This is a genomic window from Tranquillimonas alkanivorans, from assembly GCF_900115595.1.
Classification (GTDB): Bacteria; Pseudomonadota; Alphaproteobacteria; order Rhodobacterales; family Rhodobacteraceae; genus Tranquillimonas; species Tranquillimonas alkanivorans.
In genome coordinates this window covers 110,986-135,692 of the sequence record NZ_FOXA01000001.1, presented here as the reverse complement: position 1 = coordinate 135,692, position 24,707 = coordinate 110,986, and the positions used below count along the sequence as shown (strand labels likewise).

Here is a 24,707-nt window from a genome sequence, read left to right as displayed (position 1 = left end):
GCCGAAACGGGGGAAGAGACAGATGACATACATCCTGGCGATCGATCAGGGCACCACGTCCACGCGCGCGATCATGTTCGACGAGGCGATGAAGGTCGCCGCCTCCGCACAAGAGGAATTTCCCCAGCACTACCCCGAAAGCGGCTGGGTCGAGCATGCCCCCTCGGACCTCTGGTCCACCACCGCCGCCACCTGCCGCGCCGCGATCGAGAAGGCCGGCAGCGACGCCTCGGACGTGGCGGCCATCGGTATCACCAACCAGCGTGAGACCGTCGTCGTCTGGGAAAAGGACACCGGCCGGCCGATCCACAACGCCATCGTCTGGCAGGACCGCCGCACCGCCGCCATCTGCCAGGAACTGCGCGACGCCGGCCACGAGCAGATGGTCACCGACCGCACCGGGCTGCTGATCGACCCGTATTTCTCGGGCACGAAGCTGAAATGGATCCTCGACCGCATCGAAGGCGCCCGTGAGCGGGCGAAGAATGGCGAGCTTCTTTTCGGCACGGTGGACACCTTCCTGATCTGGAAGCTCACCGGCGGCAAAAGCCACGTCACCGACGCCTCGAACGCGTCACGCACGCTGCTCTACGACATCCACAAGCACCGCTGGAGCCGAACGGTCTGCGACCTCTTCGACATCCCGGTCGAGATGCTGCCCGAGGTGCGCGACTGCGCTTCGGACTTCGGCATGACCCGCCCCGACCTGTTTGGACGCGAGATCCCGATCCTGGGCGTGGCCGGCGACCAGCAGGCCGCGACGCTGGGGCAGGCCTGCTTCGGGAAGGGGATGCTCAAGTCGACCTATGGCACGGGCTGCTTCGCGCTGCTCAACACCGGCGACACGCCGGTACGGTCGAACAACCGCCTGCTGACGACAGTGGCCTACCAGCTCGACGGCAAGCCCACCTATGCGCTCGAAGGCTCGATCTTCATCGCGGGGGCGGTGATCCAGTGGCTGCGCGACGGGCTCAAGATCATCCGGCAGGCGCCGGAAAGCCAGGCGCTGGCCGAAACCGCCGATCCGGGGCAGGATCTGATCCTCGTTCCCGCCTTCACCGGCCTCGGCGCGCCCTACTGGAACGCCGAGTGCCGGGGCGCGATCTTCGGCCTCAGCCGCAACTCCGGCCCGGCCGAGTTCGCGAAGGCGGCGCTGGAAAGCGTGGGCTTCCAGACCCGCGACCTGATCGAGGCAATGCACGCCGACTGGACCGATGCCGACGGCGAGGGCGTGCTGCGCGTCGACGGCGGCATGTCCGCCAGCGACTGGGCGATGCAGTTTCTCTCGGACATCATCGGCGCGCCGGTCGACCGGCCCGAGGTGCTCGAGACGACGGCGCTGGGGGCGGCGTGGCTGGCCGGGATGCGCGCGGGCGTCTATCCGCAGCAGGACGAGTTCGCCCGCGCCTGGCGGCTTGAGCGGCGTTTCGAACCGTCGATGGACGCCGCCACCCGCGACGCCCGATATGCCCGCTGGCAGAAGGCGGTACAGGCGACGATGTCGGTCTGATACGGGTGCGCTAACGCTCTGGTAAGGCGCGGCGGGGCAAGGTGCAGGGCGGAAGCAACCCGGGTCGCGTCGCGGCGGCCCCGACAGGAGGTGCAATGCCCAGCCAGCCAGGCCCCGCCGGCGGTTCCTCCGGCGAGGCCGCCGTCAGAAGTGAGACCGTAATCAATGTCATCCAGGGCGACTTCGCCATCTCCGACCGGGATGGCGACGTGCTGGTGACGCTGCTGGGCTCCTGCGTCGCCACATGCCTTTTCGATCCAGTCGCGCGCGTCGGCGGGCTGAACCACTTCCTGCTGCCTGCGGGCAGCGACAATCCGCGTCAAAGCGTCCGCTACGGCGCCCACGCGATGGAGCTTCTGATCAACGGGCTCCTGCGGCGCGGGGCGAACCGCCACCGCCTCAAGGGCAAGCTGTTCGGAGGCGCGCGGATGGTCGACGGATTGTCCGACATCGGCGCGGCCAACAGCCTTTTCGCACGGGATTTCCTTGCTAAAGAAGGCATTGAGTGTGTCGGCAGCAGCCTCGGCGGCGTGCAGGCCCGCAAGATCCGCTTCGTCCCCACCACCGGCGCAGCGCGGCAGATGCTGGTCGAACGTCAAGCGGTCGAGGCGGTCGAACGGGCGCCGCGCCGCCCGCGGCCGCCGCCAGAGGACGACATCACATTGTTCTGAGCACCGGCGGGTCGCCGCTGCTTTCGGCATTTCTCCGCTCTTTTGGAGAAAAATGGGGAACAATCATGCTATCTTCGCAGTCATTGTAGCACCGCTCACGGTTCAGGCAGGCTGCCTTCTCCGCCGATCCCTCCCCCCTCCCGGCGGCCTGCCGCTAAACCCGTGGTGGCCTCTCCCGACTGCAACGCCTACGATCCGCCCCACCAGAGACGGAGGGCGCATGTCGGACTTGGCGAAGCGGATCGATCAGGGCAGGGGAGCGGAACCCGCCGACCTCGTATTGCGGGGCGGCCGCATTCTCGATGTAGTGACGGGCGAGCTGCTCGAGGGCGACGTGGCGATCTGCGGCGATACCATCGTCGGCACCTGCGACAGCTACGAGGGGCGCGAGTTCATCGACGTCACTGGCCTGACGCTCGTCCCGGGCTTCATCGACACGCACCTGCACGTCGAAAGTTCGCTCGTCACGCCATTCGAGTTCGACCGCTGCGTGGCCCCGCGCGGCGTGACCACCGCCATCTGCGACCCGCACGAGATCGCCAATGTCCTCGGGCTCGACGGCATCCGCTACTTTCTCGACGCCTCGCCCCACCTGGTCATGGATCTGCGCGTGAACCTGTCCTCCTGTGTCCCCTCGACCGACATGGAGACGGCGGGCGCGGCCATCGGCGCCGAGGACCTGACCCCGCTGATGGATCATCCCAAGGTGATCGGGCTCGCCGAGTTCATGAACTATCCCGGCGTGATCCACCGCGATCCCGGCTGCATGGCGAAGCTCGAAGCCTTCGAGGGCCGGCACATCGACGGTCACGCGCCGATGCTGCGCGGGCGCGACCTGAACGCCTATATCTCCGCCGGCATCCGGACCGAGCACGAGGCCACGACCGAGGACGAGGCGCGCGAGAAGTTGCAGAAGGGGATGCGCGTGCTGATCCGCGAAGGGTCGGTGTCCAAGGACCTCGACGCGCTCCTGCCGCTGCTGACCGAGCGGACGGCGAGCTACATGTGCCTGTGCACCGACGACCGCAACCCGCTCGACATCGCCGAGCACGGGCACCTCGATTACATGATCCGCACCGCCGTCGCCCGCGGCGTGTCCCCCGTCGCCATCTACCGCGCCGCCAGCTTGTCGGCGGCCGAGGCGTTCGGTCTGAAGGACCGGGGCCAGATCGCACCGGGCAAGCGCGCCGACATCGTGGCGCTCGGCAGCCTTGAGGAGTGCGACGCGAAGCTCGTGCTCTGCGGTGGGCGCGTGGCCGATGATGCCGCCTTCGCCGCCCGTGCCGACGTGGCGCCCATCGGCCGGGGCAGCGTGCGCGCTCCCGCCCTCACCGGGCGCAGCTTCCGCAGCACGTCGAACCGGCCCGACACCGACGTCATCGGCATTCTGCCCGGCAAGATCATCACCGAGCATCTGCACGAGGACGTCGCCATCGTCGACGGCGACAAGCGGCCCGATCCGTCGCGCGACCTCGCCCGGATCGCGGTGATCGAGAGGCACGGCAAGAACGGCAACATCGCTACCGGCTTCGTGCGGGGGTTCGGTATCCGCGAGGGCGCCATCGCCTCGACCGTCTGCCACGATCACCACAACCTTGCCGTCGTGGGCGCGGATTACGACGACATGGCGCTCGCCGCGCAGCGGCTGGGCGAGATGGAGGGCGGCTTCGCCGTGGTGAAGGACGGTGAGGTGCTGGCCGAACTGGCGCTGCCCGTCGCCGGCCTGATGAGCCTTCTGCCGTTCGAGGAGGTGCGCGACGCGCTGGTGGACCTGCGCGCCGCCGCCCGCTCGCTCGGCGTCACGCTCGACGAGCCTTTCCTGCAACTGGCCTTCCTGGCGCTGCCCGTGATCCCGAGCCTCAAGATCACCGACCGCGGCATGGTCGATGTCGAGAAGTTCGAGATCATCGCCCAGTAGGGGGCGCGTCAGTCCAGGCGGACGTTCGCGCCCGCCGTGCGCTCCATGATGGAATAGCCGGTGTAGTCCAGCGCGAAATCGGCGGCCACGGCGATGACCGCGATGGCGACGAAGGCGAAGAGCATGGCTTTCATTGCTGTGTCTCCGGATCGGTCGCGCGGCGCAGGAAGGCCACGAGGTCCTCGCGGTCCTGCGGCTGCGCGATACGTTGCATCGGCATCTTGCTGCCGGGGATGAAATGGTCGGGCCCCAGGTCGAAGAGCCCGTCGATGGTGTCGTCGTTCCAGACGATGTCCGAGTTCCGCAGCGTCTCGGAATAGCTGTAGTCCGCCACGCTGCCCGCGGGCCGGCCGAACAGGCCGTACAGCGTCGGCCCGGCCTTGCGCTCGCTGCCCGGGGTCAGGGAATGACAGATCGAGCACTTGCGCGCGAACTGCCGCTCGCCGTTCTCCATCTCATCGGGGTCGCGCAGGAAGCTCTTCGCGCCGTCCTGCATCGCCGCCGCCTCGTCCAGCGACGCCAGCGGCCAGGAATACAGCGTGTCGTCCAGCCCCCCGGCATGGATGTTCGTGCCGTCCGGCGAGAAGGCCAAGGCCCAGACCGGCCCCGTGTCGGTGGCGCGGAAGTCGCGGGCGATCGACCAGTCGGTCGTGTCGATGACCATGATGTACCCCTCGCCGTCGCCCACGGCGATGTACCGGCCCAGGTCGTCCGCGGTCAGCGACAGGATCGGCCGGCGGTCGAGCGAGAAGTCGGCGATCTCGTCCCCGGACTCGATGTCGACGACGCGGGTGCCACCGTCGACGGTGCCATAGGCGAGCCAGCCAGCCTCTTCTTTCACGTGAAACGCGTTGATGCCGAAGCCGTTCTCGACCAGCACGCGCTCTTCCGATCCGTTCGCCACCGACCAGGCCCGCAAAGTGCCGTCGCTCGACGCCGAGAACAGCGTCGCGCCGCCGTCGAGGAACGCCACGTCGTTCACGCCCGCGTCGTGCCCCTCCAGGAACCGGGGCGCGCCGCCGGCCAGCGGCCACAGCCCGATGCGCCCGTCCCATGCGGCCGAGGCCAGAAGGTCCCCGTCCGGCGAAACGGCCAGCGCCATCACCTTGCCCTCGTGCCCCGTCAGACGCTCGGCCGAGCCGTCGCGCTCCCACAGCAGGATGTCGAAGTCGTCCCCGCCCGAGGCCAGCCGCCCGTCGGGCAGGAAGATCACCGTGTTCACCGCTGCCTGATGGCCGTCCAGCCAGCGCGGCGCGCGGTTGGGCCAAAGGCCCACGGCGTTGTCGAAGCTCGCCGTGGCGATGGTGCCGTCGGGGGCGGTGGTGACGTCCATGATCGGTCCGCCGTGGCCATCGAGCGTGAAGAACTCGCCGCCCGCGGCCAGCACGGGCCAGACCGTCAGCATGGCGGCGAGCGGCGCTCTCATTCGGCGGGCGTCGCCTGGCGCGGAGCCGAGGGGATGCGGTTCTTCTCTTCCATCTCCTCGACCCACAGGCCGTGGTGCTCGCGCGCCCACTGAAGCTCGACATCGCCCTTGCCCATGGCGTCGAATGCGCCCTCCATTCCGACCGAGCCCAGATAGATGTGGGCCAGGATGATCGCCATGAAGACGAAGCCGATGATCGCGTGCCAGGCCTGCGCCAGCTGCATCTCGGTGTGCGGGGCCAGCAAGACCGGCAGTTCGCCGTAGCCCACCGCCTGCGGAATGCCGGTGTCGTTGAGGATGGCGAAGGTCTTGGCGAACATCGGCAGCTCGAACGGGAACAGCAGCGACAGGCCCGAGACCGAGATCGACGCGCCCAGGATGATCACGGCCCAGTAGATGCCCTTCTGCCCGGCGTTGAACTTCCGCGCCGGCGGGTGCGAGTGCTTCGAGAACAGCCCACCCGCCTTCATCATCCACTTCAGGTCGTGACGGTTGGGGATGTTGTGGGCGACCCACAGGACGAACACCATCAGGAGGCCCAGCATGAACGCCCACGACACGTTGTTGTGCACCCATTTCGACGCGGCGGCGAGCGGGGCGTAGTTTTCCTTCCCGATCCAGTCGATCAGCGCGATGCGCCCGAACAGGACGAACAGGCCGGTCAGGCCCAGCACGATGAAGGACCCGGCCAGAAGCCAGTGCGCAAAGCGCTCGATCCAGGCGAAGCGCAGGATGGTCTTGCCCGTCTTCTCGCCCTCGATCCGGATGCGGCCGCGGAACAGGTAGAACAGCAGCAGCACGCCCAGCGTCGCCAGCAGCAGGTAGCCGCCATACGTGGCCAGCGGGCCCTGCCGGAACTCCAGCCACTCCATGCCCGCGTCCTGCACCAGAACGGTGGCGGCGGGGCTGCGGACCTGCGTGGTCACGTCGGCGCTGTTGTAGCGCAAGGCGCGCCACAGCTCGGGGTCCGAGGCGCCGCCCAGCGTGCCCAGCTGTTCGGCAATCGAGGCGGCGCTGTCGGGATTGCCCGTGGCGCTGCTGCGGAAGGTCTCGTCGATCTCTTGCCCGCGCTGGCGGGCAAGGATGTCCTCCAGCGTCTGCGCACCTCCGGTGGCCGCGCGCGGGTCGTCGCCGCCGGGGGCGGGGGCCAGTTCGGTGTTGCCGCTCAGGGTGTCGTTGCGCTGCGGCGCGTCGAGCTCCTGCGCGGCCAGCGGCAGCGACAGGGTGAGACACAGGATCAGCGACAGGACGGCGCGGAGTGCCATTGGTGTATCTCCGGGTTCAAGGAAGCTCTACTCGCAGCAGGGCGCCACCCGGCGCGCTGGTGAGAGGAGAGCGGGGCCGCGCGCACGCGGCCCCGTCCAGCGGCCTCAGCCGCCTTTCTGATCGTACGCGGTGCCCCAGCCCCAGGCGCCCGAGCCGAAGCCGCGGGCGACGACGCGCTCGCGGTAGATGCCCGAGACCACGTCGCCGTCACCGGCGAGCAGGGCCTTGGTCGAACACATCTCGGCGCAGATGGGCAGCTTGCCCTCGGCGATCCGGTTGCGGCCGTACTTCTGGAACTCCACCGTCGAGTTGTTCTCTTCGGGGCCGCCGGCGCAGAAGGTGCACTTGTCCATCTTGCCGCGGCTGCCGAAGTTGCCCGCCTGCGGGTACTGCGGCGCGCCGAAGGGGCACGCGTAGAAGCAGTAGCCGCAGCCGATGCACAGGTCCTTCGAGTGAAGGACCACGCCTTCCTCGTTCTGATAGAAGCAGTCGACCGGGCACACGGCCATGCACGGGGCGTCCGAGCAGTGCATGCACGCGACCGAGATCGACCGCTCGCCGGGCTTGCCGTCCTGGATCGTCACGACCCGGCGACGGTTGATGCCCCACGGAACCTCGTGCTCGTTCTTGCAGGCGGTGACGCAGGCGTTGCACTCGATGCAGCGTTCGGCGTCGCAGAGAAATTTCGCTCTAGCCATTTCTTTGTCTCACTCCTCAGGCTGCGGTGATCTTGCAGAGAGTCGCCTTCGTCTCCTGCATCTGCGTGACGCTGTCATACCCGTAGGTCTGCGCGGTGTTGCTGGACTCGCCCAGCACGTAGGGATCGGCGCCGTCGGGATACTTGTCCCTCAGGTCCACACCCTCAAGGTGCCCGCCGAAGTGGAACGGCATGAACGCCACGCCCGGGGCCACACGCTCGGTGACCATGGCCATGACCTTCACCTTGCCGCCCTCGGGGCCCTCGACCCACACCTGGTTGCCGTCACGCAGGCCCAGGTTGTTGGCGTCGCGCGGGTTGACCTCGACGAACATGTCCTGCTGGAGCTCGGCCAGCCAGGGGTTCGACCGGGTCTCGTCGCCGCCGCCCTCGTACTCGACCAGACGGCCCGAGGTGAGGATCATCGGGTAGTCTTTCGAGAAGTCCTGCTTCTGGATCGACGCGTACAGCGTCGGCACCCGCCAGAACTTCTTGTCCTCGTAGGTCGGGTAGTCCGCCACCAGGTCGCGCCGGTTCGAGTACAGCGGCTCTCGGTGCAGCGGCACCGGATCCGGGAAGGTCCAGACCACGGCGCGGGCCTTGGCGTTGCCGTAGGGGGCGCAGCCATGCTTGATCGCGACGCGCTGGATGCCGCCCGACAGGTCGGTCTTCCAGTTCACGACCCCGACCTTCTCCTTGTAGTCGGAGGAGTAGGGGCCGGTCTGCGACTGCTCGCCGACCTCGGTATCCTCGACCGCGGGCTTGGCTTCGTTGTAGCCGGCCACGTACTCGATCATCCGCCGCTCGTAAGGCGTCAGATCGCTGTCCCATCCCAGGTCCATCAGCATCTGCATGGTGAACTCGGGATAGCCGTCCTGGATCTCGGAGCCCACGGGCGCGACGCCCTCGGCCAGCAGGTTCTCGCCGTCACGCTCGACGCCGAAGCGGGCGCGGAAGCCCATGCCGCCCTCGGCCACCGGAAGCGAGATGTCGTAGAGGTTGGCCGAACCGGGGTGGTTCATCTCGGCCGTGCCCCACGACGGCCACGGCAGACCGTAGTAGTCGCCGTCGGCCGGGCCACCCACCGCGCGAAGCGACGTGCGGTCGAAGGTGTGCTGGTTCTCCATGTGCATCTTCAGCCGTTCCGGCGACTGGCCGGTATAGCCGATAGTCCACATGCCCTTGTTGAACTCGCGGGTCAGGTCCTCGACGTTCGGCTCGTCGCCCTCGACCGCGATGTTGCGGAACAGGCGGTCCGAGAACCCGAACTTGTCCGCGAACAGCTTCATGATGGTGTGGTCGGGCTTCGACTCGAACAGCGGGTCGACGACCTTCTCACGCCACTGCAGCGACCGGTTCGAGGCCGTGACCGAGCCGCGGGTCTCGAACTGAGTGGCCGCCGGCAGCAGGTAGACGCCGTCGGTGCGGTCGTGCAGTACGGCCGACACGGTCGGGTAGGGGTCGATGACCACCAGCAGGTCCAGCTTCTCCATCGCCGTCTTCATTTCTTTCTGACGGGTCTGGGAGTTCGGCGCGTGGCCCCACAGCACCATGGCGCGGGTGTTGTCGGGCTGGTCGAGGTTCTCGCGATCCTCGAGCACGCCGTCGATCCAGCGGCTGACCGGGATGCCGGTGAACTCCATCATCTTCCGGTCCGAGCCGTCGGATTCAGCGCCTTCCATGACGTCGAAGCGGCCCTGAAGCCACTCCAGGTCCTCGTCCCAGACGCGGGCCCAGTGCGCCCAGCTGCCCGCCGACAGGCCGTAGTAGCCCGGCAGCGTGTCGGCCAGAACGCCGAGGTCCGTGGCGCCCTGCACGTTGTCGTGGCCGCGGAAGATGTTGGTGCCGCCGCCGGCTGTGCCCATGTTGCCCAGAGCCAGCTGCAGGATGCAGTAGGCGCGGGTGTTGTTGTTGCCGTTGGTGTGCTGCGTGCCGCCCATGCACCAGATCACGGTGCCGGGACGGTTGTTGACCAGCGTGCGCGCAACGCGCTCAAGCTGCGAGCCCGGCGCGCCGGTGACGCGCTCGACTTCCTCGGGCGTCCACTTGGCGACCTCGGCCTTGATGTCGTCCATCCCCCAGACGCGGGTGCGGATGAATTCCTTGTCCTCCCACCCGTTCTCGAAGATGTGCCACAGGATGCCCCAGATCAGCGCCACGTCCGAGCCCGGGCGGAAGCGCACGTACTCGTCGGCATGGGCCGCGGTGCGCGTGAAGCGCGGGTCGCAGACGATCAGCGGCGCGTTGTTCTGCTCCTTCGCCTTGAGTAGGTGAAGCAGCGACACCGGGTGCGCCTCGGCGGGGTTGCCGCCGATGACGAAGATGGCACGGCTGTTGTGGATGTCGTTGTACGAGTTCGTCATGGCGCCGTAGCCCCATGTGTTCGCAACGCCCGCAACCGTGGTCGAGTGGCAGATACGCGCCTGGTGGTCGATGTTGTTCGTGCCCCAGTAGGCCGCGAACTTGCGCATCAGGTACGCCTGCTCGTTCGAATGCTTGGCCGAGCCCAGCCAGTAGACGCTGTCGGGGCCGCTTTCCTCGCGGATCTCCAGCATCTGGTCGCCGATCTCGTTGATCGCCTGCTCCCACGAGATACGGACCCACTCGCCGTTCTCTTTCTTCATCGGGTACTTCAGGCGGCGCTCGCCGTGGGCGTGTTCGCGCACCGAGGCGCCCTTGGCGCAGTGCGAGCCCAGGTTGAAGGGGCTGTCCCAGCCGGGCTCCTGCCCGACCCAGACGCCGTTGCTCACCTCGGCCACGACCGTGCAGCCGACCGAGCAGTGCGTGCACACGGATTTCACCGTGTCGACCACGCCCTGAACCGCCGTCGCGGCGCTGGCCTGCGTGACGGTGCCGCCGGTGGCGCCGAACGCCGCCAGCCCGCCGATTGCAAGACCCGAGCCGCGAAGGAACGCGCGGCGGTCGACCGACGTTTCGGTTACGGAGGAGACCAAGCCGGGGCGGTTCGTGCGCCGCTGCGTCCCGTTCGTCTTCTTCTTCAGCATCTCTCTAACTCCACTGTTGCCGCTCCGGGCCGCTCCCCATCGGGCGGCGCCGGGGCGCGGGGCCGCTCAGAACCGGGCGCTGTCGTAGTACGCGCGGGTGTGGGCCGTGTCCTGCATCCGGCCGTCCGCCTTGATCTCGGCAGCCGCGTCCGCCTGCGTGGCGGGCAAGGTCGCGGCGGCGACGGCGGCGGGCGCCGAAACGGATGCGAGTTTCAGGAAGTCGCGGCGGCTGGCGCCTTCGGGTTTTTCTTTCATTTTCGCGTCTCCTTGGTCCTACCTGGGTTGTTGCGAATGGGCGGTGTCAGCCCGAAAGCATCCGGAAGCCTTCGCGCTCGATCCCCATGAACACCCGGCCGGCAGTGCCGACGGGCGCATAGAAGACCGAGTTCTTCGCAGCTTCGAGATCGGTGAAGAAATGTTCGGCCCAGGGGCCGATATGCCGGTTCCAGAACGTCTTCTGTTCGTCCAGGGGCGCGGGCGCCCCGAACCGGCCGAGGATCAGTCCCGCCATCATCTCCAGGAGCGAGGCGATGTTGTCCTCGGGCTCATAGACGTTGGGGGCGCGGCTGATGCGGTTGCGCGCCATGTCGGCGCGAAGCTGGGCAAGCGGTTTCTCGTTCAGGAAACCAGTCAGGTAATAGCTGGCATAGGGCAGAAGCTCGCCCCGGCCCAGGCCGATGAAGAGCTTGTTGAACTCCGACCGCACGGCGGTCTCGGACGTGGCGGCGGCAACGCGGGCCATTGCCTGCATCGCCTGGCCCAGATCGCTGTCGTCGCCGCTCAGCCCCGCCGTCTGCTTCAGCCGGTCCGCGTTCGGCGGATGCGCCAGAAGCATGGCCAGGAAGTCGTAAAGCTGCGCGCGGAGGCGGTCTTCTTCGGTGATGTCTGTCACGGCTGCTGCTTCGCTCATGTGTCCTCCGCGGGATGGTCGCCTGCGTCGGCGAAGGTGAAGCGCATTCGGCGGCCGGTCGCCAATGGGGCGGGCTCGGTCTCGGGCGCCGGGGCGGGGGACGTTTCGGGGTCGCGCACCTCGTCCGCGACGGGCGCGGGGGCGGCATCTGTATCGGCCTCGGCGGGAGGCACGTCTTCGGCGGCCGCCGGTGCGGTATCGGCGCCGGGGGCGGCGGCGACCTGCACGGCCTCTTCCGCCGGCGTTTCGGGCGGTGTCGTCTCGAGCACGTGGCGCAGCATGCCCTTGCCCACCTGGTACGCCGTGCGCACCGCCGGGCCGGACACCGCCGCGACCGTGTAGTCGTCGTCGTAATCGTTCAGCCCGTCCACGCAGGCCAGCACCGGGTTCGACGTCCACAGCTTGCGCAACGCGCGGCGGCGCAGACGCTCGGGCACCTTCCGGGCCATGAACTTGCTGAAGTCGTCACCGGGGCTCAGCGTGTCGGGGTCGGGCAGCTCCAGCTCGGCAAGGATCTCCTCGTCGGTCTTCTCCCGGGCCTCGGCCTCGCGCGTCTCTTCTTCCCGCGCCTCCAGCTCGGCCACGCGTGCGGCGGCCGCGGCGCGTTCCTCGGCCGCGACGCGCGCCTTGCGGCGGGACCAGAAGTCGCCCCGGCTCATTGCAGCCGCTCCTTCGGGCGCGGCGCGCGATACACGTCCGAGATCTGGCGCACCCGCGAATCGCCCTTGCCGTCCTCTTCGCGCATCTCCATCCGCGGCCCGCGGCGGCGCTTCACGAAGGGCTCGTGCTCGTGGTGGCGGTCGCAGAAATCCTGCACCCAGGCGCGCAGCCCGGCGGTCATCGGCACGAGCTCGACGATCTCTTCGCCGCTGTCCTGGTAATCCTGCGCCTCGTAGGGCGATGCGGTGACGCGGAACACATCCAGCGGCCGCTGCGGATCGGTGGTGGGGCGCATGACGACGGCAACTGTCGGCACCCGCGCGCCCAGCGCGTGCAGGTATGCCTCGGTGTCGGTGCGCCACAGCACCAGCGGAAGCGTGGCGGCGTGGTACTCGACGGCGTCGCCTTCACGGCGCAACTCGCTCCAGTCCGCCGGACCCGCGCCCGGCAGAAGGGCGACCGCCTTCCAGGACCACTTCGCCCAACGCGTCACGCCGGGCAGTCGACGAACGACGACCCCGACAGGCATCGAGAGCGATGACGACCGGCTAGCTGCCAAGTTTCCTCCCAAGCCGCTGCACGCGGCCCTCCTTCTTCTTGTCTTCCATCATTACGGGACTCACGCGCTCAGCCAAGATCTTTCTGCCGAAGAGTATACAGAAGCTTACCGTTCGTTGCCGGGCCGCGAATTGCCTCTAGCGTGCCGGGATGTCCAGATCAATTCTCCGCGCCCCCGGCCGCGCAGGGCTTTACCGCGGCGGCGATATGTGACTTTCTTCCCGCCGGCCTGCGCTTGCGGGGAACGCGTGGGCCAATATCCGCGAAAAGGGGCGAGTTCATGCCTAAGCAACTGATTCTGTGCGACTGTTCCGGTTCGCAGCCGATCGACGCCGACGCGCTCGGGGACGCCACGGGGCTGAAGTGTTCGCGAACGCACACCGCCCTCTGCACGCGTGAGATGAGTTCGGCGGCCAAGGCCATCCAGCGCGGCGACGCCGTCATCGCCTGCCAGCAGGAGCGCGCGCGCTTCGAGGAGGTGGCCGAGGAACTCGGACTAAACCCACCTGAATTTGTCGACATTCGCGATCGCGCCGGCTGGTCCGACGAGTCGGCCGACGCCACCCCGAAGATGGCCGCGCTGGTGGCCGAAGCGCAGCTGCGCCGGCCCGAAACCCGCACCCTCGACGTGGTGTCCGAGGGGCTGTGCCTGATCGTCGGCGCCTCCGACGTCGCCGTCCCCGCGGCCGAGGCGTTGGCCGACGCCCTGTCGGTCACCGTCTGCCTGACCGACGCCGCCGAGCCGCCGCTCGACCGCCGCTTCGACACCGTGCGCGGCCGCGTCCGCCGCGTCTCGGGCGCGTTCGGCGGGTTCGAGGTCACGCTCGACGCGCTGCGGCAGCTTGAACCCGGCGGCCGGGGCGATCTGTCCTTCGGCCCGCCCCGCGACGGCGCGCAATCCGAGTGCGACGTCCTGATCGACCTGACCGGCGACACCCCCATGGTCACCGCGCCCCACAAGCGCGAGGGCTATCTGCGCGCCGACCCGCGCGACTCCAACGGCGTGCAGGCCGTCCTGCGCGACGCCCTCCAGCGCGTCGGCACCTTCGAAAAGCCGCTCTATGTCCGCCTGACCGAGCCGCTCTGCGCCCATTCCCGCGCCGAGAAGACCGCCTGCACCCGCTGCCTCGACATCTGCCCCACCGGCGCCATCACGCCTGCGGGCGAACACGTGTCGATCGACCCGATGATCTGCGCGGGCTGCGGCGAATGCTCGGCGGTCTGCCCCTCGGGCGCTATCGCCTACGACGCGCCGCCCGTCGACCACCTGTTCCGCCGGATCGAGACGCTGTCGCGAGCCTTCCGTGCCGCGGGCGGCACCGCGCCGAAGCTGATGGTCCACGACGCGAACCACGGCGACCAGATGATCCGCCTCGCCGCGCGCTACGGCCGCGGCCTGCCCGCCGACGTCATCCCGCTGGGCCTCGACACGATCGCGGGCTTCGGCCATGCCGAGATGCTGGCGGCGCTGGCCACCGGCTTCACCCGCGTGGACGTGCTGCTCGCCCCTACGACCGAGCGCGATGCGCTGGACAAGGAAACCGAGCTGGCCGCCGCCATCGCGGGCGAGGGCCGGGTGCGCCTTCTCGACCCGTTCGACCCCGACGCGCTGTGCGACCAGCTTTACGGTGCGGAGGCCGGCGCGCCGGTCGAAACCCCGATCTTGCCCATGGGGACCCGCCGCCAAGTGGCGCGGAACGCCGCGCAGGCGCTGGCCGCGGGCGGCGAATTTTCGACGAAGATTCGCGAGCCCATACCGCTGCCCGAAGGCGCCCCGTATGGCGCGGTGCTGGTGGACACCGACGCCTGCACGCTCTGCCTCTCCTGCGTCTCGCTCTGCCCGTCGGGTGCGCTGGGCGACAACCCCGACCTGCCGCAGCTGAGGTTCCAGGAGGATGCCTGCCTGCAGTGCGGCCTGTGCGCCAACATCTGCCCCGAGGACGCCATCGCGCTCGAGCCGCGCCTGAACCTCGCGGACGAGGCGCTGACCCAGAAGGTACTGCACGAGGAAGAGCCCTTCGCCTGCATCGAGTGCGGCACGCTCTTCGGCGTGAAATCGACGGTCGAGCGGATCATGGAAAAGCTCGCGGGCAAGCACGCCATGTTCGCCACCGGCGACGCGGCGCGCATGATCCAGATGTGCGACGATTGCCGCGTGCGCGCGCAGTACCACTCGCAGAACAACCCGTTCGCGGGCCCCGAGCGGCGCAAGCCCCGCACGACCGACGATTACTACTCGGACCGCCGGGACCACTGATGCCGTCAGCGGGCCTGCACCGGCGCGCCCAGGTCGGCCGGCTCCATGCCGGCGACGAAGGCCACGATGGCGTCCAACTCGTCCAGCGTCATCTCGACCGGCGCAATGGGCGGGGGCAGGGCGTCGTCGAAGGGCGGCGTGACACCCTCGATCACCGTGAACGCCCCGTGCGGCTTGAGCGCGAAGAACGCCAGGAACCGCCCCTCCCAGTCGGGGAAGGTGCGCATGACCCCGAAGGACGGGGTCGAGCCCAGCCCCTTCATCCGGTTGCGCGCGCCCACCACGTGGCACCGTCCGCACAGCGCCAGCGACAAGTCCTCGCCCTCGTCGGGATCGCCCGCGTATTCGACCGCCGCCTCGGTCTCCTCCTCCTCGAACGTGGCGGAATAGACGGGCGTGCCGTCCGGCGCGAAACTCTCGATGGTGCGGATGCCGATGTCCGAGGTGATCCAGTCCGCGAAGTCCGCCGCCGCGCCGTCCGCGTCGCCGTCGCCGCGCAGGCGCCAGACCCTTTCGCCGTCGCGGAACACCCGCGTGCCCGGCGGCTCGGCCACCAGCGCAAGCTCCGCGCCCTCGTCGGCCCGTTCGATACGGTTGCCGGTCTTGAGCGTGAAGCGCGGCAGGAGATACTGGAGGAATCCCTTGTCGTCGAGCGCCGCGGGCGCCGACAGGGTGAACGACTCGGCCGCCGCACCCAGCGGCAGCCACAATGCGGCGCATGTCGCGGCGGCGCGAAGAAGCATGCGCGGTCCTCCCTGTCCCGAAGCCTTTGGGCAGGGTAGGAGAGGGGCACGCGCCGCGTCAATTCGGCACGACCCACAGGAGGGATGAGGATGAGCGACGAATTCAACATGAGCATGAGGAAGTTCCTCAAGCAGGTCGGCGTGACCTCGCAGCAGAAGATCGAGGAGGCCATGCGCGAAAAGGGCGAGTCCGAGACCGCCGGCAAGACCTACAGGGCCCGCATGGTGCTGACGGTCGAGGGGCTCGACGTCGAGCACGTGGTCGAGGGCATGATCGAGGGGCGCTCCTGACGTGACCGCCACCCGTGAAGACATCCTGGCCGCGCTCAAGGGCGTGGCGGACCCGATCAGCGGCACCGACATCGTCTCGGCGGGCATGGTCCGCGCGCTGACGGTGAACGACGGCGCCGTGCGCTTCGTGCTCGAGGTCAACCCGCAGGCCGCCGAGCGGATGGAGCCCGTCCGCGCCGAAGCCGAGGCCAAGGCCAAGGCCGTGCCCGGCGTGTCGAGCGTGTCGGCGGTGATGACCGCCCACAGCGCCAAGGCCCCGCCTGAGCTCAAGCCCCAGCGCAAGGCCGAGCCGCAGGGCCCGCAGAAGCTCCCCGGCATCGACCGCATCGTCGCCATCGCCAGCGGCAAGGGCGGCGTTGGCAAGTCCACCGTCTCGGCCAACCTCGCCTGCGCGCTCGCGGCCGAGGGCCGCCGCGTCGGCCTGCTCGACGCCGACGTCTACGGCCCGTCCCAGCCCCGGATGCTGGGCGTCAGCGGCCGCCCGGCCAGCCCCGACGGCAAGACCATCCTGCCGATGCGCAACCACGGCGTCACCATGATGTCCATCGGCCTGATGACGAACGAGGGCCAGGCGGTGGTCTGGCGCGGGCCGATGCTGATGGGCGCGCTGCAGCAGATGATGAACCAGGTGCAGTGGGGCGCGCTCGACGTTCTGCTCGTCGACCTGCCGCCCGGCACCGGCGACGTGCAGATGACGCTGTCGCAGAAGGCCGAGGTCTCGGGCGCCATCATCGTCAGCACGCCGCAGGACGTGGCGCTCATCGACGCGCGCAAGGGCGTGGACATGTTCAACCAGCTCAAGGTGCCGATCCTCGGCATGATCGAGAACATGAGCACCCACATCTGTTCCAAGTGCGGTCACGAAGAGCACGTCTTCGGCCATGGCGGCGTCGCGACCGAGGCCGAGAAGCTGGGCGTGCCGCTCCTGGCCGAGATCCCGCTGCACCTCGACATCCGGCTGGCCTCGGACGGGGGCGCGCCCATCGTGGTGTCCAAGCCCGACAGCCCGCAGGCACAGGCCTTCCGCCAGGTCGCCCGCCGGCTGGTGGAGGAGGGCAAGGCGTGAGCACCGCTCTGGCCGAGCCGTCGTTCCCGCCGCTGATGTCGGGCCGCGCCACGCTCGGCGCCGACCCCTTCGCCGCGGCCCGCAAGGCGGCGGCGGAGGGCTGCGACGGCGGCCTGATCCTGCACAACGTAACCGCCGAGCGGCTGCGCGCCGCCATCGTCTTCGCCCCCGACGTGCCGCTGGCGCAGGCGGTGGCGATGCTGCCGGTCTGCGCGGTGGGGCTGCAGAACGCCCTCGGCGCGCTCGCCCCGCCCGAGGTGGGCGTCCACCTCGACTGGTCGGGCCCCGTCCGCGTCAACGGCGCGCGCTGCGGCGGCGTGCGCATGGCCGCCGACACGAGCGACCCGGACGAAATCCCCGGCTGGCTCGTCGTCGGCTGGGACCTCGTCTTCTCGCGCGAGGCCGAGGCCCCGGGCGAAACGCCGGACGAGACCGCGCTATACGAGGAAGGCTGCGGCGACCTCGACCCCGTCCACCTGCTCGAGGCCTGGGCGCGCCATACGCTGGTCTGGATCAACCGCTGGACCGACGAGGGCAACCGCCCCGTCCATGCCGAGTGGACCGGCCTTCTGCACGACACCGGCAAGACCGTCACCGTCGCCGGCCGCACCGGCGAAGCGCTCGGCGCCGACGAAGCTTTCGGCCTCCTGCTCAAGAACGCCGCCGGCACCCATCTCATTCCCCTGACCACGCTCCTGGAGGGCACGCAATGAACCTCGCCCGCGCGATCCACTTCGACGAGAGCGACATGAACGTCTTCCACAGCCCGGCGCGCACGGGCGAGTGGTGCATCTCGGGCGGGTTCGAGTTCTCGAACTGGTCCGAGGCCGACCTGACCGGCAAGGCCCGGCAGGCCTTCTCGAACGGCTGGCTGGGGGTCGAGACCTTCGGCCGAGTGACCTTCGTCGCGATCACCAAGATCGAGCCCCACGAGGTCGAGGCGCTCGCCCGCCATCTCGCGCAGCACTTCGTCGACATCTACGGCGCGCCCTCGGTCGAGGCCGCGATGGGCGTTGCGCGCGACGAACTCGACCACATGGCCGAACTCTGCGGCGACTTCGACCCGAACACGCTCTTGACGGTGCAGCGCGAACTGAGCGACGTCGGCGTGCGCGAAAGCTTCCGATCCATCAAGCCCGAGGCCGCCGGCCTCGATCAGTTCGCCATCCACGGCGACATGGACCATTAACACCACGCCTTAGGGCCGTCGTCGGCGCCGCCGACACCACCAGCGCCCGCACTGACGCGTGAAACCGGGCCCGTGCCATCTTCGGTCCGGAAATATCCCGGGGGTCCGGGGGCAGCGCCCCCGGTCCGGCGCGCGTCACGCGCCCAGGCAGCCGATCATCGCGTCCGCCACGCCTTCCAGCAGCGCCGGGTAGAGCCCTGGGCCCGGCTCCAGCGTCGTGCCCAGCGGGTCGATCTCGGCCACCGCGATGTCCGTCCCCTTGGTCACCAGCCGCGCCAGGCGCGGTTCGAACTGCGGCTCCGTGAACAGGCAGACGACGCCGTGTTCGGTCGCCTCGTCCTGGAGCGCCGCCACGCGGGCCGGGCCCGGCTGGTCGGCGTCGCTGCCGGCGATGGCCCCGGCAAAGTCGAGCCCGAAGCGCTGGCCGAAATACTGGAAGCTGTCGTGGTAGGTCATGAAGGGGCGGCCCTGCACCGGCTCCAACCGTTCCGTCAGCTCGGCCGTCAGCGCCTCCAGCCGCGCCGCGCCTGTCTCGGCGTTGGCGCGGTAGGTGGCGGCGTTCTCGGGGTCGAGCCGCGCGAGGTCCTCCGCAATGGCCTCCAGCCACGCGGCGGCATTCACCGGGTCGAGCCAGGCATGCGGGTCCGTGTCGCCGTGATCGTGCGCGTCCTGGCCCATCTCGTGGGCATGGTCGGAGCGATCGTCCGCGCCGGGCGCGTCCTCCTCATGCCCGTGCTCATGCCCGTCCGCGCCATGCGCCTCCTCCGTATGATCGTGCTCCCCGTCATGCTCCTCATCCCCGTCCCCGTGCGCACCGTCCTGCCGCGCCGGGTGCACCACCGGCGCGATGTCCAGAAGCTCCAGCCGTGCGGCGTCCGGCGCGAGCGACTCCAGCGCCTCGCCCAGCCACGGGGTCAGGGCCTCGCCGGTCCAGACCACCAGCCCCGCGTCCTGCAGGGCCCGCGCCTCGGACGGGCGCAGGTTGTGGCCGTGCGGTTCGGCCCCCGCGCCGATCAGGGTGACCGGCTCGCCCAGCTCGCCCAGCACCATGCCGGCAAGGCTCGCCACCGGCGGAATGTCCGTCACCACCTGCGGCGGCGCGGCAAGGGCGGGGGCGGGCAGGGCGAGGAACAGAACGGCGAGGCGGCGCATGGGCGGCTCCTTTGGTTGCGGTCGGCGACCACTTATTCGTGATGTTATAACATTGCAAGCGGCTTTCCGATCGGTTACGTCCCGCCCATGGCCCACGACCACCCCGTTCTCGGCTTCGACGCCCACGACCACGCCGCCTGCGTCGCCGCCGCCCTTGCGGCAGCCGACGCGACGTGCCGCGACCACCGGCTCAAGTTCACGCCGATCCGCCGCCGCGTGCTGGAAATCCTGCTCGAGTCGCACGCCGCGCTCGGCGCCTACGACGTGCTCGACCGGCTTGCGCAGGAAGGGCGGGGCGCGCAGCCGCCCGTGGCCTACCGCGCGCTGTCGTTTCTCGTGGAACATGGCTTTGCCCACCGGATCGAGCGGCTGAACGCCTATGTCGCCTGCGCCCGCCCCGGTGCCTCCCACGACCCGGCCTTCCTGATCTGCACCGATTGCGGCGCCGTGGCCGAGGCCGAGGGCGCGTTCGAGCGCACGGCCGATACCGGCGGCTTCCGCATCGCCGCCACCGTGATGGAGGCCGAGGGCCTCTGCCCCGCCTGCCAGACCCACGCAACATGAGCCTGATCGCCGCGAAACACCTGAGCGTCGCGCACGAAGGCCTCCCCGTCCTGCGCGACGTGGACCTGTCGATCGATAAGGGCGAGATCGTCACCGTCGTCGGCCCCAACGGCTCGGGCAAGACGACGCTGCTCAAGGCGCTTTTGGGCGCGGTCAAGCCGACGTCGGGGCGGATCGAGCGCGCGCCGGGGCTGGTAATCGGCTACGTGCCGCAGAAGCTGCACGTCGACCACTCCCTGCCGATGACCGTGCGCCGTTTCCTCGACCTGCCCAAGCGCGCCGGGAACGCCGCCGCGCAGGCCGCGCTCGACAGCGCCGGGGCGGGGGACCTTGGCGCGCGGCAGATGTCATCGCTTTCGGGCGGGCAGTTCCAGCGCGTGCTGCTGGCGCGCGCGCTGCTCCTGAAGCCCGACCTCCTGATCCTCGACGAGGCGACGCAGGGCCTCGACCCGCCGGGCTCGGCCGCCTTCTACCGCCGGATCGAGGAGGTCCGTGACGAAGTCGGCTGCGCCGTCCTCATGGTCAGCCACGAGCTGCACGTGGTGATGCGTGCCTCGGACCGGGTGATCTGCCTGAACGGCCACGTCTGCTGCGAGGGCGCGCCCGAGGCCGTCAGCGCCGCCCCCGAGTACCGCGCGCTGTTCGGAGAGGGCGCGGACGTCATGGCGATCTACCGCCACGAACACGACCACACGCACGACCATTCCCACGACCACAGCCATCCGGACCCCGCCTGATGCTCGACGATTTCCTGGTGCGGGCCGCCCTGGCGAGCCTCGGCGTGGCGCTCGCCGCCGGCATCCTCGGCTGCTTCGTCGTCTGGCGCCGCATGGCCTATTTCGGCGACGCCACCGCCCACGCCGCGCTGCTGGGCGTGGCGCTGTCGCTCTTCGCCCAGGTCTCGGTCTTCACCGGGGTGCTCTTCGTCGCCGTCGTCGTGGCGCTCGTTGTCTCCGGCCTCGCGCGCCGCGGTGCCAGCTACGACTCCACGCTCGGCGTGATGGCGCACGGCTCGCTCGGCGTGGGCCTGCTCGCGGTTTCGCTGCTGCCGGGCCGCGCCATGAACCCCGAAACCTACCTCTTCGGCGACATCCTCGCCGTTGGGCGCACCGATCTCGGGCTGATCTGGGCGGGCGTGGCGCTGGTGACGGGGCTGATCCTGTGGCGCTGGTCGCGTCTGCTGACTGCGACGCTCAACCCCGACCTCGCGCAGTCGAGCGGGGTGAACCCGCACCGCGAAAGCCTGGTCCTGACGATGGCGCTGGCCGTGGTGGTGGCCGTCGCGATCAAGGTCGTGGGCGCGCTTCTGATCACGGCGCTGCTGATCATCCCCGCCGCCGCCGCCCGCCCGCTGGCCCGCACGCCCGAGGCGATGGCGGCCATCGCCGTCGCGCTAGGCATGACCTCGGCGCTGGGCGGGCTGCGGTTGGCCTGGGTGCTCGACGCGCCGGCGGGGCCCAGCATCGTCTGTGTCGCCGTCGGGCTTTTCGCGGCGACGACGCTCTGGGGTCTATTGCGCCGCCGCTGACACCGGGCCGTCGCGCAGCGCCTGCGCCGCCTGGTGCTGGCTCAGGAACACCTCGCCCGTCAGCTCGTCCAGAAAGTGGCTCCGCTTCAGCCGGTCCATCACCGGGCCCTTCACCTCGCTCAGGTGAAACGTCACGCCCGCGTCCGACAGCCGTGTGTTGATCGCCTCGAGCGACTCCAGCGCCGACAGGTCGATCTCGTTCACCGCCGGGCACATCAGCACCACGTGGCGCAGTTCGGGCCGTTTCGCGACATGCTCGAAGATCTTGTCCTCGAGGTACCGCGCGTTGGCGAAGTACAGGCTTTCGTCCACCCGCACGGTCAGCACGGCGGGGTCGGTGACGACCTCGTGGCGCAGCACGTTGCGGTAATGCTCGGTCCCCGGCACCTGTCCCACGACTGCCATGTGCGGCTTCGCCGTGCGGTAGAGGTGAATGAGGATCGACAGCAGCACGCCGGTGGACACGCCCGCCTCGACCCCGAAACCCAGCGTGACGAGGATGGTGGCTGTGACCGCGGCGAAGTCGGCGCGCGAATACTGCCAGCTGCGCTTGAGGATCGAGAAGTCGACCAGCGACAGCACGGCCACGATGATCGTGGCGGCTAGCGTCGCCTTGGGCAGGTAGGCGATGAGCGGCGTCAGCACCAGTGCCGCGACCGCCAGGCCGATCGCGGTGAACGCCCCCGCCGCCGGCGTCGCCGCGCCCGCGTCGTAGTTCACGACCGAGCGCGAGAAGCCTCCGGTCACCGGGAAGCCGCCGGTGAAGGCCGCGCCGATATTCGCCGCGCCCAGGCCGATCAGCTCCTGGTCCGGCTCGACCCGTTGGCGCGCCTTCGCGGCGAGCGTCTGCGCGACCGAGATCGACTCGACGAACCCGATGATCGAGATCAGCAGCGCCGGCAGCGCCAGCCGCGCCACCAGATCGGGCGCGAAGGCAGGCAGGGTCAGCGGCGGCAGGCTCTGCGGCACCTCGCCCACCACGGCCAGCCCCGATTCGTCCAGCGCGAAGCCCCAGGCGGCCAGCGTGGTCAGTGCCACCGCCACCACCGGCCCGGCCTTGGTCAGCGTGCCCGCGGCCTTCTCCGGCAGCCCCACGCGCAGCAAGAGCGGCTTGAGCCCCGAGCGGACCCAGAACAGGAAGGCCAGCGCGAAGGCCCCGATCAGCAGCGTGACCGGCTTGGTCTCGCCCAGGTGTGCGCCCAGCGAACGGACCAGCTCGACCAGCGTGTGGCCCTCGGCCTCGATCCCCAGAACGTGCTTGAGCTGGCTGGCCGCGATCAGAAGCCCCGACGCGGTGATGAACCCCGCGATCACCGGGTGCGACAGGAAGTTGGCCAGGAACCCAAGCCGCAAGAGCCCCATCGCCAGCAGCATCGCGCCCGACAGCGCCGCCAGCGTCAGCGCCGCCAGGCCATAGCCCACGTCCAGCTCGGCCGTCACCTGCCCCAGCGTGGCCGCCGTCATCAGCGACACCACCGCAACCGGCCCCACCGCCAGCGCCGAGGAGGTGCCGAAGACCGCGTACAGCAGGATCGGCACGATCGAGGCGTAAAGCCCCGCCTCGGGCGGCAGGCCCGCCAGCAGGGCATAGGCCAGCGATTGCGGGATGAGCATGATGGTGACGATGGCCGCGGCCATGGCGTCGTCGCCCAGCTTGCGCCGGTCATAGCGGCGGCCCCAGTCGAGCACGGGAAGGTAACGGGAAAGGCGGGGCATGAACGTCTCCGGCTGGAGGGCGGGCGGCGCCCGCTTGAAACATGCAGTAATCAATATGTATCGGCGGCCGCGCCTTCAAGGCACGCATGCAAAACGCCTAATGTTTCGCGCGCGAAACATTTGTGCATATGGTCAACCTGAGGATGTGCCCCTGTCCATCTTCGGTCTTCAAATATCCCGGGGGAGTGGGGGCAGAGCCCCCACTCCGACGCCCGCCGCCCAAGAAAAACGGCCGCCGAAGCGACCGTTTCCCGCCTGCCGAATGTCGCCCGCCGTCAGACGTAGCGCGACACGACGTTTTCCAGGATCTCCTGCCGGCCGGAGCGCGGCTCGGGCCGCAGGTCGGCCTTCACGACGGTGTCGTGGATCGCGTCCAGCCCCTGTTTGGCCAGCATTTCCTGCGCGTCCGAAGCGTCCCAGTCGGCGTAGCGGGCCGCGCGGGCCGATTCCAGCAAGCCGTCCGACAGCATCTTCGCGGCCGCCTTCAGGCCCCGCGCGCAGACGTCCATGCCGCCGACATGCGCCGCGACCAGGTCCACCGGGTCCAGCGACTGGCGGCGCAGTTTCGCGTCGAAGTTCGTGCCGCCGCTGGTGAAGCCGCCGGCCTTCAGAACCTCGTAATAGGCCAGCGTGACCTCGCGCGGGTTGTCGGGGAACTGGTCGGTGTCCCAGCCCGACTGGTAGTCGTTGCGGTTCATGTCGATGGAGCCGAGGATGCCCAGCGACGCGGCCATGGCCAGTTCGTGCTCAAACGAGTGGCCGGCCAGGATGGCATGGCCCTGCTCGATGTTGACCTTCACCTCGTTTTCCAGCCCGAAGCGCTTGAGGAAGCCGTAGACCGTGGCGACGTCGTAGTCGTACTGGTGCTTGGTGGGCTCCTGCGGCTTGGGCTCGATCAGGATCGCGCCTTCGAAGCCGATCTTGTGCTTGTAGTCCACGACCTTGGACAGGAACGCGCCCATCTGCTCGGCCTCGCGGGTGAGATCGGTGTTCAGAAGCGTCTCGTAGCCCTCGCGCCCGCCCCACAGGACATAGTTCTGCCCGCCGAGCTTCTTGGTGGCGTCCATGCAGGACTTCACCGTGGCGGCAGCATAGGCGAAGACGTCCGGATCGGGGTTGGTGGCCGCGCCGGACATGAAGCGGCGGTGGGTGAAGAGGTTGGCGGTGCCCCACAGCAGCCTGGTCTTGGCCGTCTCCATCTTGGTGCCGATGTAATCGACGACCTCCTGCAGGTTCCGCTCGCTCTCGGCGAAGCTGTCACCCTCGGGGCGGATGTCCACGTCGTGGAAGCAGAAGAAGGGCTGGCCGAGGATCTCGAACAGTTCGAAGGCCGCGTCGGCCTTCATCTTCGCCAGTTCCATCGTGTCGCCGAACCAGGGGCGCTGGAAGGTCTGGCCGCCGAACGGGTCGCCGCCGGGCCACGCGAAGGAGTGCCACCAGGCGACCGAGAAGCGCAGGTGATCTTCCAGCCGCTTGCCCATCACCACCTCGTCGGGGTCGTAGTGGCGGAAGGCCAGGTCGGTTTCGGTTTCGGGTCCCTCAAAGCGGACGGGGGCGATCCCCTCGAAGAAGTCGGTCAT

General features: G+C 69.2%; 24 protein-coding genes. 11 read left to right on the top strand and 13 right to left on the bottom strand.

Translation table 11 applies throughout. The features are described 5' to 3' along the window. The first annotated feature begins 22 nt into the window (after window positions 1-22). The 3 genes from glpK (at window position 23) to ade (ending at window position 4,099) form a co-directional block, all read left to right on the top strand. Complete coding sequence (gene glpK / locus BM162_RS00685; protein ID WP_093416369.1) at window positions 23-1,510, top strand: glycerol kinase GlpK; 1,488 nt, start codon at window positions 23-25, stop codon at window positions 1,508-1,510. A gap of 209 nt (window positions 1,511-1,719) precedes the next feature. Next, window positions 1,720-2,181, top strand: coding sequence for a chemotaxis protein CheD (locus BM162_RS00680; protein ID WP_245759135.1), 462 nt, complete (start codon window positions 1,720-1,722; stop codon window positions 2,179-2,181). Window positions 2,182-2,401: 220 nt separating this feature from the next. Continuing rightward, on the top strand, window positions 2,402-4,099 hold the full coding sequence (ade, locus tag BM162_RS00675; RefSeq protein ID WP_093416364.1) for an adenine deaminase: 1,698 nt from the start codon (window positions 2,402-2,404) through the stop codon (window positions 4,097-4,099). Between the two features lie 8 nt (window positions 4,100-4,107). On the opposite strand, the gene BM162_RS23440 is transcribed toward ade, so the two are convergent. From BM162_RS23440 to BM162_RS00635, 9 genes are all read right to left on the bottom strand, one after another. Beyond that, window positions 4,108-4,233 carry a hypothetical protein gene (locus tag BM162_RS23440; protein WP_281243752.1) on the bottom strand — a complete coding sequence of 42 codons (126 nt, stop codon included), beginning with the start codon at window positions 4,231-4,233 and terminating at the stop codon, window positions 4,108-4,110. Continuing rightward, window positions 4,230-5,525 (bottom strand): c-type cytochrome, encoded by a 1,296-nt coding sequence (locus BM162_RS00670; RefSeq protein WP_093416361.1) that lies wholly within the window; start codon window positions 5,523-5,525, stop codon window positions 4,230-4,232. The genes BM162_RS23440 and BM162_RS00670 overlap by 4 nt, the downstream gene beginning before the upstream one ends. Then, window positions 5,522-6,790: a formate dehydrogenase subunit gamma gene (locus BM162_RS00665; protein ID WP_093416359.1), complete on the bottom strand. Its 1,269-nt coding sequence runs from the start codon at window positions 6,788-6,790 to the stop codon at window positions 5,522-5,524. Before BM162_RS00665 ends, BM162_RS00670 begins: the two co-directional genes overlap by 4 nt. Window positions 6,791-6,895: 105 nt before the next feature. Next, entirely contained in the window at window positions 6,896-7,489 is a 594-nt protein-coding gene (fdh3B, locus tag BM162_RS00660) for a formate dehydrogenase FDH3 subunit beta (RefSeq protein ID WP_093416356.1), read from the bottom strand. A 16-nt stretch (window positions 7,490-7,505) separates the two neighbouring features. Continuing rightward, entirely contained in the window at window positions 7,506-10,493 is a 2,988-nt protein-coding gene (locus BM162_RS00655; protein ID WP_093416354.1) for a formate dehydrogenase subunit alpha, read from the bottom strand. 66 nt (window positions 10,494-10,559) lie between these two features. Further along, window positions 10,560-10,748: a twin-arginine translocation signal domain-containing protein gene (locus BM162_RS00650; RefSeq protein WP_093416351.1), complete on the bottom strand. Its 189-nt coding sequence runs from the start codon at window positions 10,746-10,748 to the stop codon at window positions 10,560-10,562. A gap of 46 nt (window positions 10,749-10,794) precedes the next feature. Beyond that, the gene (locus BM162_RS00645; RefSeq protein WP_093416348.1) at window positions 10,795-11,403 is read right to left on the bottom strand and encodes a TorD/DmsD family molecular chaperone; all 609 of its coding nucleotides are present in this window, start codon (window positions 11,401-11,403) and stop codon (window positions 10,795-10,797) included. Continuing rightward, on the bottom strand, window positions 11,400-12,062 hold the full coding sequence (locus tag BM162_RS00640; RefSeq protein WP_093416346.1) for a DUF3306 domain-containing protein: 663 nt from the start codon (window positions 12,060-12,062) through the stop codon (window positions 11,400-11,402). The genes BM162_RS00645 and BM162_RS00640 overlap by 4 nt, the downstream gene beginning before the upstream one ends. After that, the gene (locus tag BM162_RS00635; RefSeq protein ID WP_093416343.1) at window positions 12,059-12,592 is read right to left on the bottom strand and encodes a DUF3305 domain-containing protein; all 534 of its coding nucleotides are present in this window, start codon (window positions 12,590-12,592) and stop codon (window positions 12,059-12,061) included. Before BM162_RS00635 ends, BM162_RS00640 begins: the two co-directional genes overlap by 4 nt. Before the next feature lie 309 nt (window positions 12,593-12,901). Here BM162_RS00635 and BM162_RS00630 point away from each other — a divergent pair, with 309 nt between their 5' ends. Next, complete coding sequence (locus BM162_RS00630) at window positions 12,902-14,878, top strand: 4Fe-4S binding protein (RefSeq protein WP_093416341.1); 1,977 nt, start codon at window positions 12,902-12,904, stop codon at window positions 14,876-14,878. A 5-nt stretch (window positions 14,879-14,883) separates the two neighbouring features. On the opposite strand, the gene BM162_RS00625 is transcribed toward BM162_RS00630, so the two are convergent. Continuing rightward, entirely contained in the window at window positions 14,884-15,621 is a 738-nt protein-coding gene (locus tag BM162_RS00625) for a cytochrome c family protein (protein ID WP_093416338.1), read from the bottom strand. 90 nt (window positions 15,622-15,711) lie between these two features. Between BM162_RS00625 and BM162_RS00620 the strand changes: the two genes are divergently transcribed. From BM162_RS00620 to BM162_RS00605, 4 genes are read left to right on the top strand one after another with little or no spacing between them, the layout of a single operon-like run. Then, on the top strand, window positions 15,712-15,912 hold the full coding sequence (locus BM162_RS00620) for a DUF6494 family protein (protein ID WP_093416336.1): 201 nt from the start codon (window positions 15,712-15,714) through the stop codon (window positions 15,910-15,912). Between the two features lies 1 nt (window position 15,913). After that, window positions 15,914-16,978, top strand: a complete 1,065-nt coding sequence (locus BM162_RS00615; RefSeq protein WP_093416333.1) for an Mrp/NBP35 family ATP-binding protein — start codon at window positions 15,914-15,916, stop codon at window positions 16,976-16,978. 8 nt (window positions 16,979-16,986) lie between these two features. Beyond that, window positions 16,987-17,691: a biotin/lipoate--protein ligase family protein gene (locus BM162_RS00610; protein WP_177215033.1), complete on the top strand. Its 705-nt coding sequence runs from the start codon at window positions 16,987-16,989 to the stop codon at window positions 17,689-17,691. After that, window positions 17,688-18,167, top strand: a complete 480-nt coding sequence (locus tag BM162_RS00605) for a DUF6505 family protein (RefSeq protein WP_093416330.1) — start codon at window positions 17,688-17,690, stop codon at window positions 18,165-18,167. Before BM162_RS00610 ends, BM162_RS00605 begins: the two co-directional genes overlap by 4 nt. 135 nt (window positions 18,168-18,302) lie before the next feature. Here the strand turns inward: BM162_RS00605 and BM162_RS00600 are convergent, their stop codons facing one another. After that, on the bottom strand, window positions 18,303-19,319 hold the full coding sequence (locus BM162_RS00600) for a zinc ABC transporter substrate-binding protein (protein ID WP_093416327.1): 1,017 nt from the start codon (window positions 19,317-19,319) through the stop codon (window positions 18,303-18,305). An 87-nt stretch (window positions 19,320-19,406) separates the two neighbouring features. Here BM162_RS00600 and BM162_RS00595 point away from each other — a divergent pair, with 87 nt between their 5' ends. From BM162_RS00595 to BM162_RS00585, 3 genes are read left to right on the top strand one after another with little or no spacing between them, the layout of a single operon-like run. Beyond that, on the top strand, window positions 19,407-19,883 hold the full coding sequence (locus BM162_RS00595) for a Fur family transcriptional regulator (protein ID WP_093416324.1): 477 nt from the start codon (window positions 19,407-19,409) through the stop codon (window positions 19,881-19,883). Further along, the gene (locus BM162_RS00590) at window positions 19,880-20,620 is read left to right on the top strand and encodes an ATP-binding cassette domain-containing protein (protein ID WP_093416321.1); all 741 of its coding nucleotides are present in this window, start codon (window positions 19,880-19,882) and stop codon (window positions 20,618-20,620) included. The genes BM162_RS00595 and BM162_RS00590 overlap by 4 nt, the downstream gene beginning before the upstream one ends. Further along, on the top strand, window positions 20,620-21,411 hold the full coding sequence (locus BM162_RS00585) for a metal ABC transporter permease (protein ID WP_093416318.1): 792 nt from the start codon (window positions 20,620-20,622) through the stop codon (window positions 21,409-21,411). The genes BM162_RS00590 and BM162_RS00585 overlap by 1 nt, the downstream gene beginning before the upstream one ends. Here BM162_RS00585 and BM162_RS00580 read toward each other — a convergent pair. Together BM162_RS00580 and xylA are read right to left on the bottom strand one after the other, a co-directional pair. Then, window positions 21,394-23,127 (bottom strand): SulP family inorganic anion transporter, encoded by a 1,734-nt coding sequence (locus tag BM162_RS00580; protein ID WP_093416316.1) that lies wholly within the window; start codon window positions 23,125-23,127, stop codon window positions 21,394-21,396. The genes BM162_RS00585 and BM162_RS00580 overlap by 18 nt on opposite strands. Window positions 23,128-23,402: 275 nt before the next feature. Further along, window positions 23,403-24,707: a xylose isomerase gene (xylA, locus tag BM162_RS00575; RefSeq protein WP_093416313.1), complete on the bottom strand. Its 1,305-nt coding sequence runs from the start codon at window positions 24,705-24,707 to the stop codon at window positions 23,403-23,405.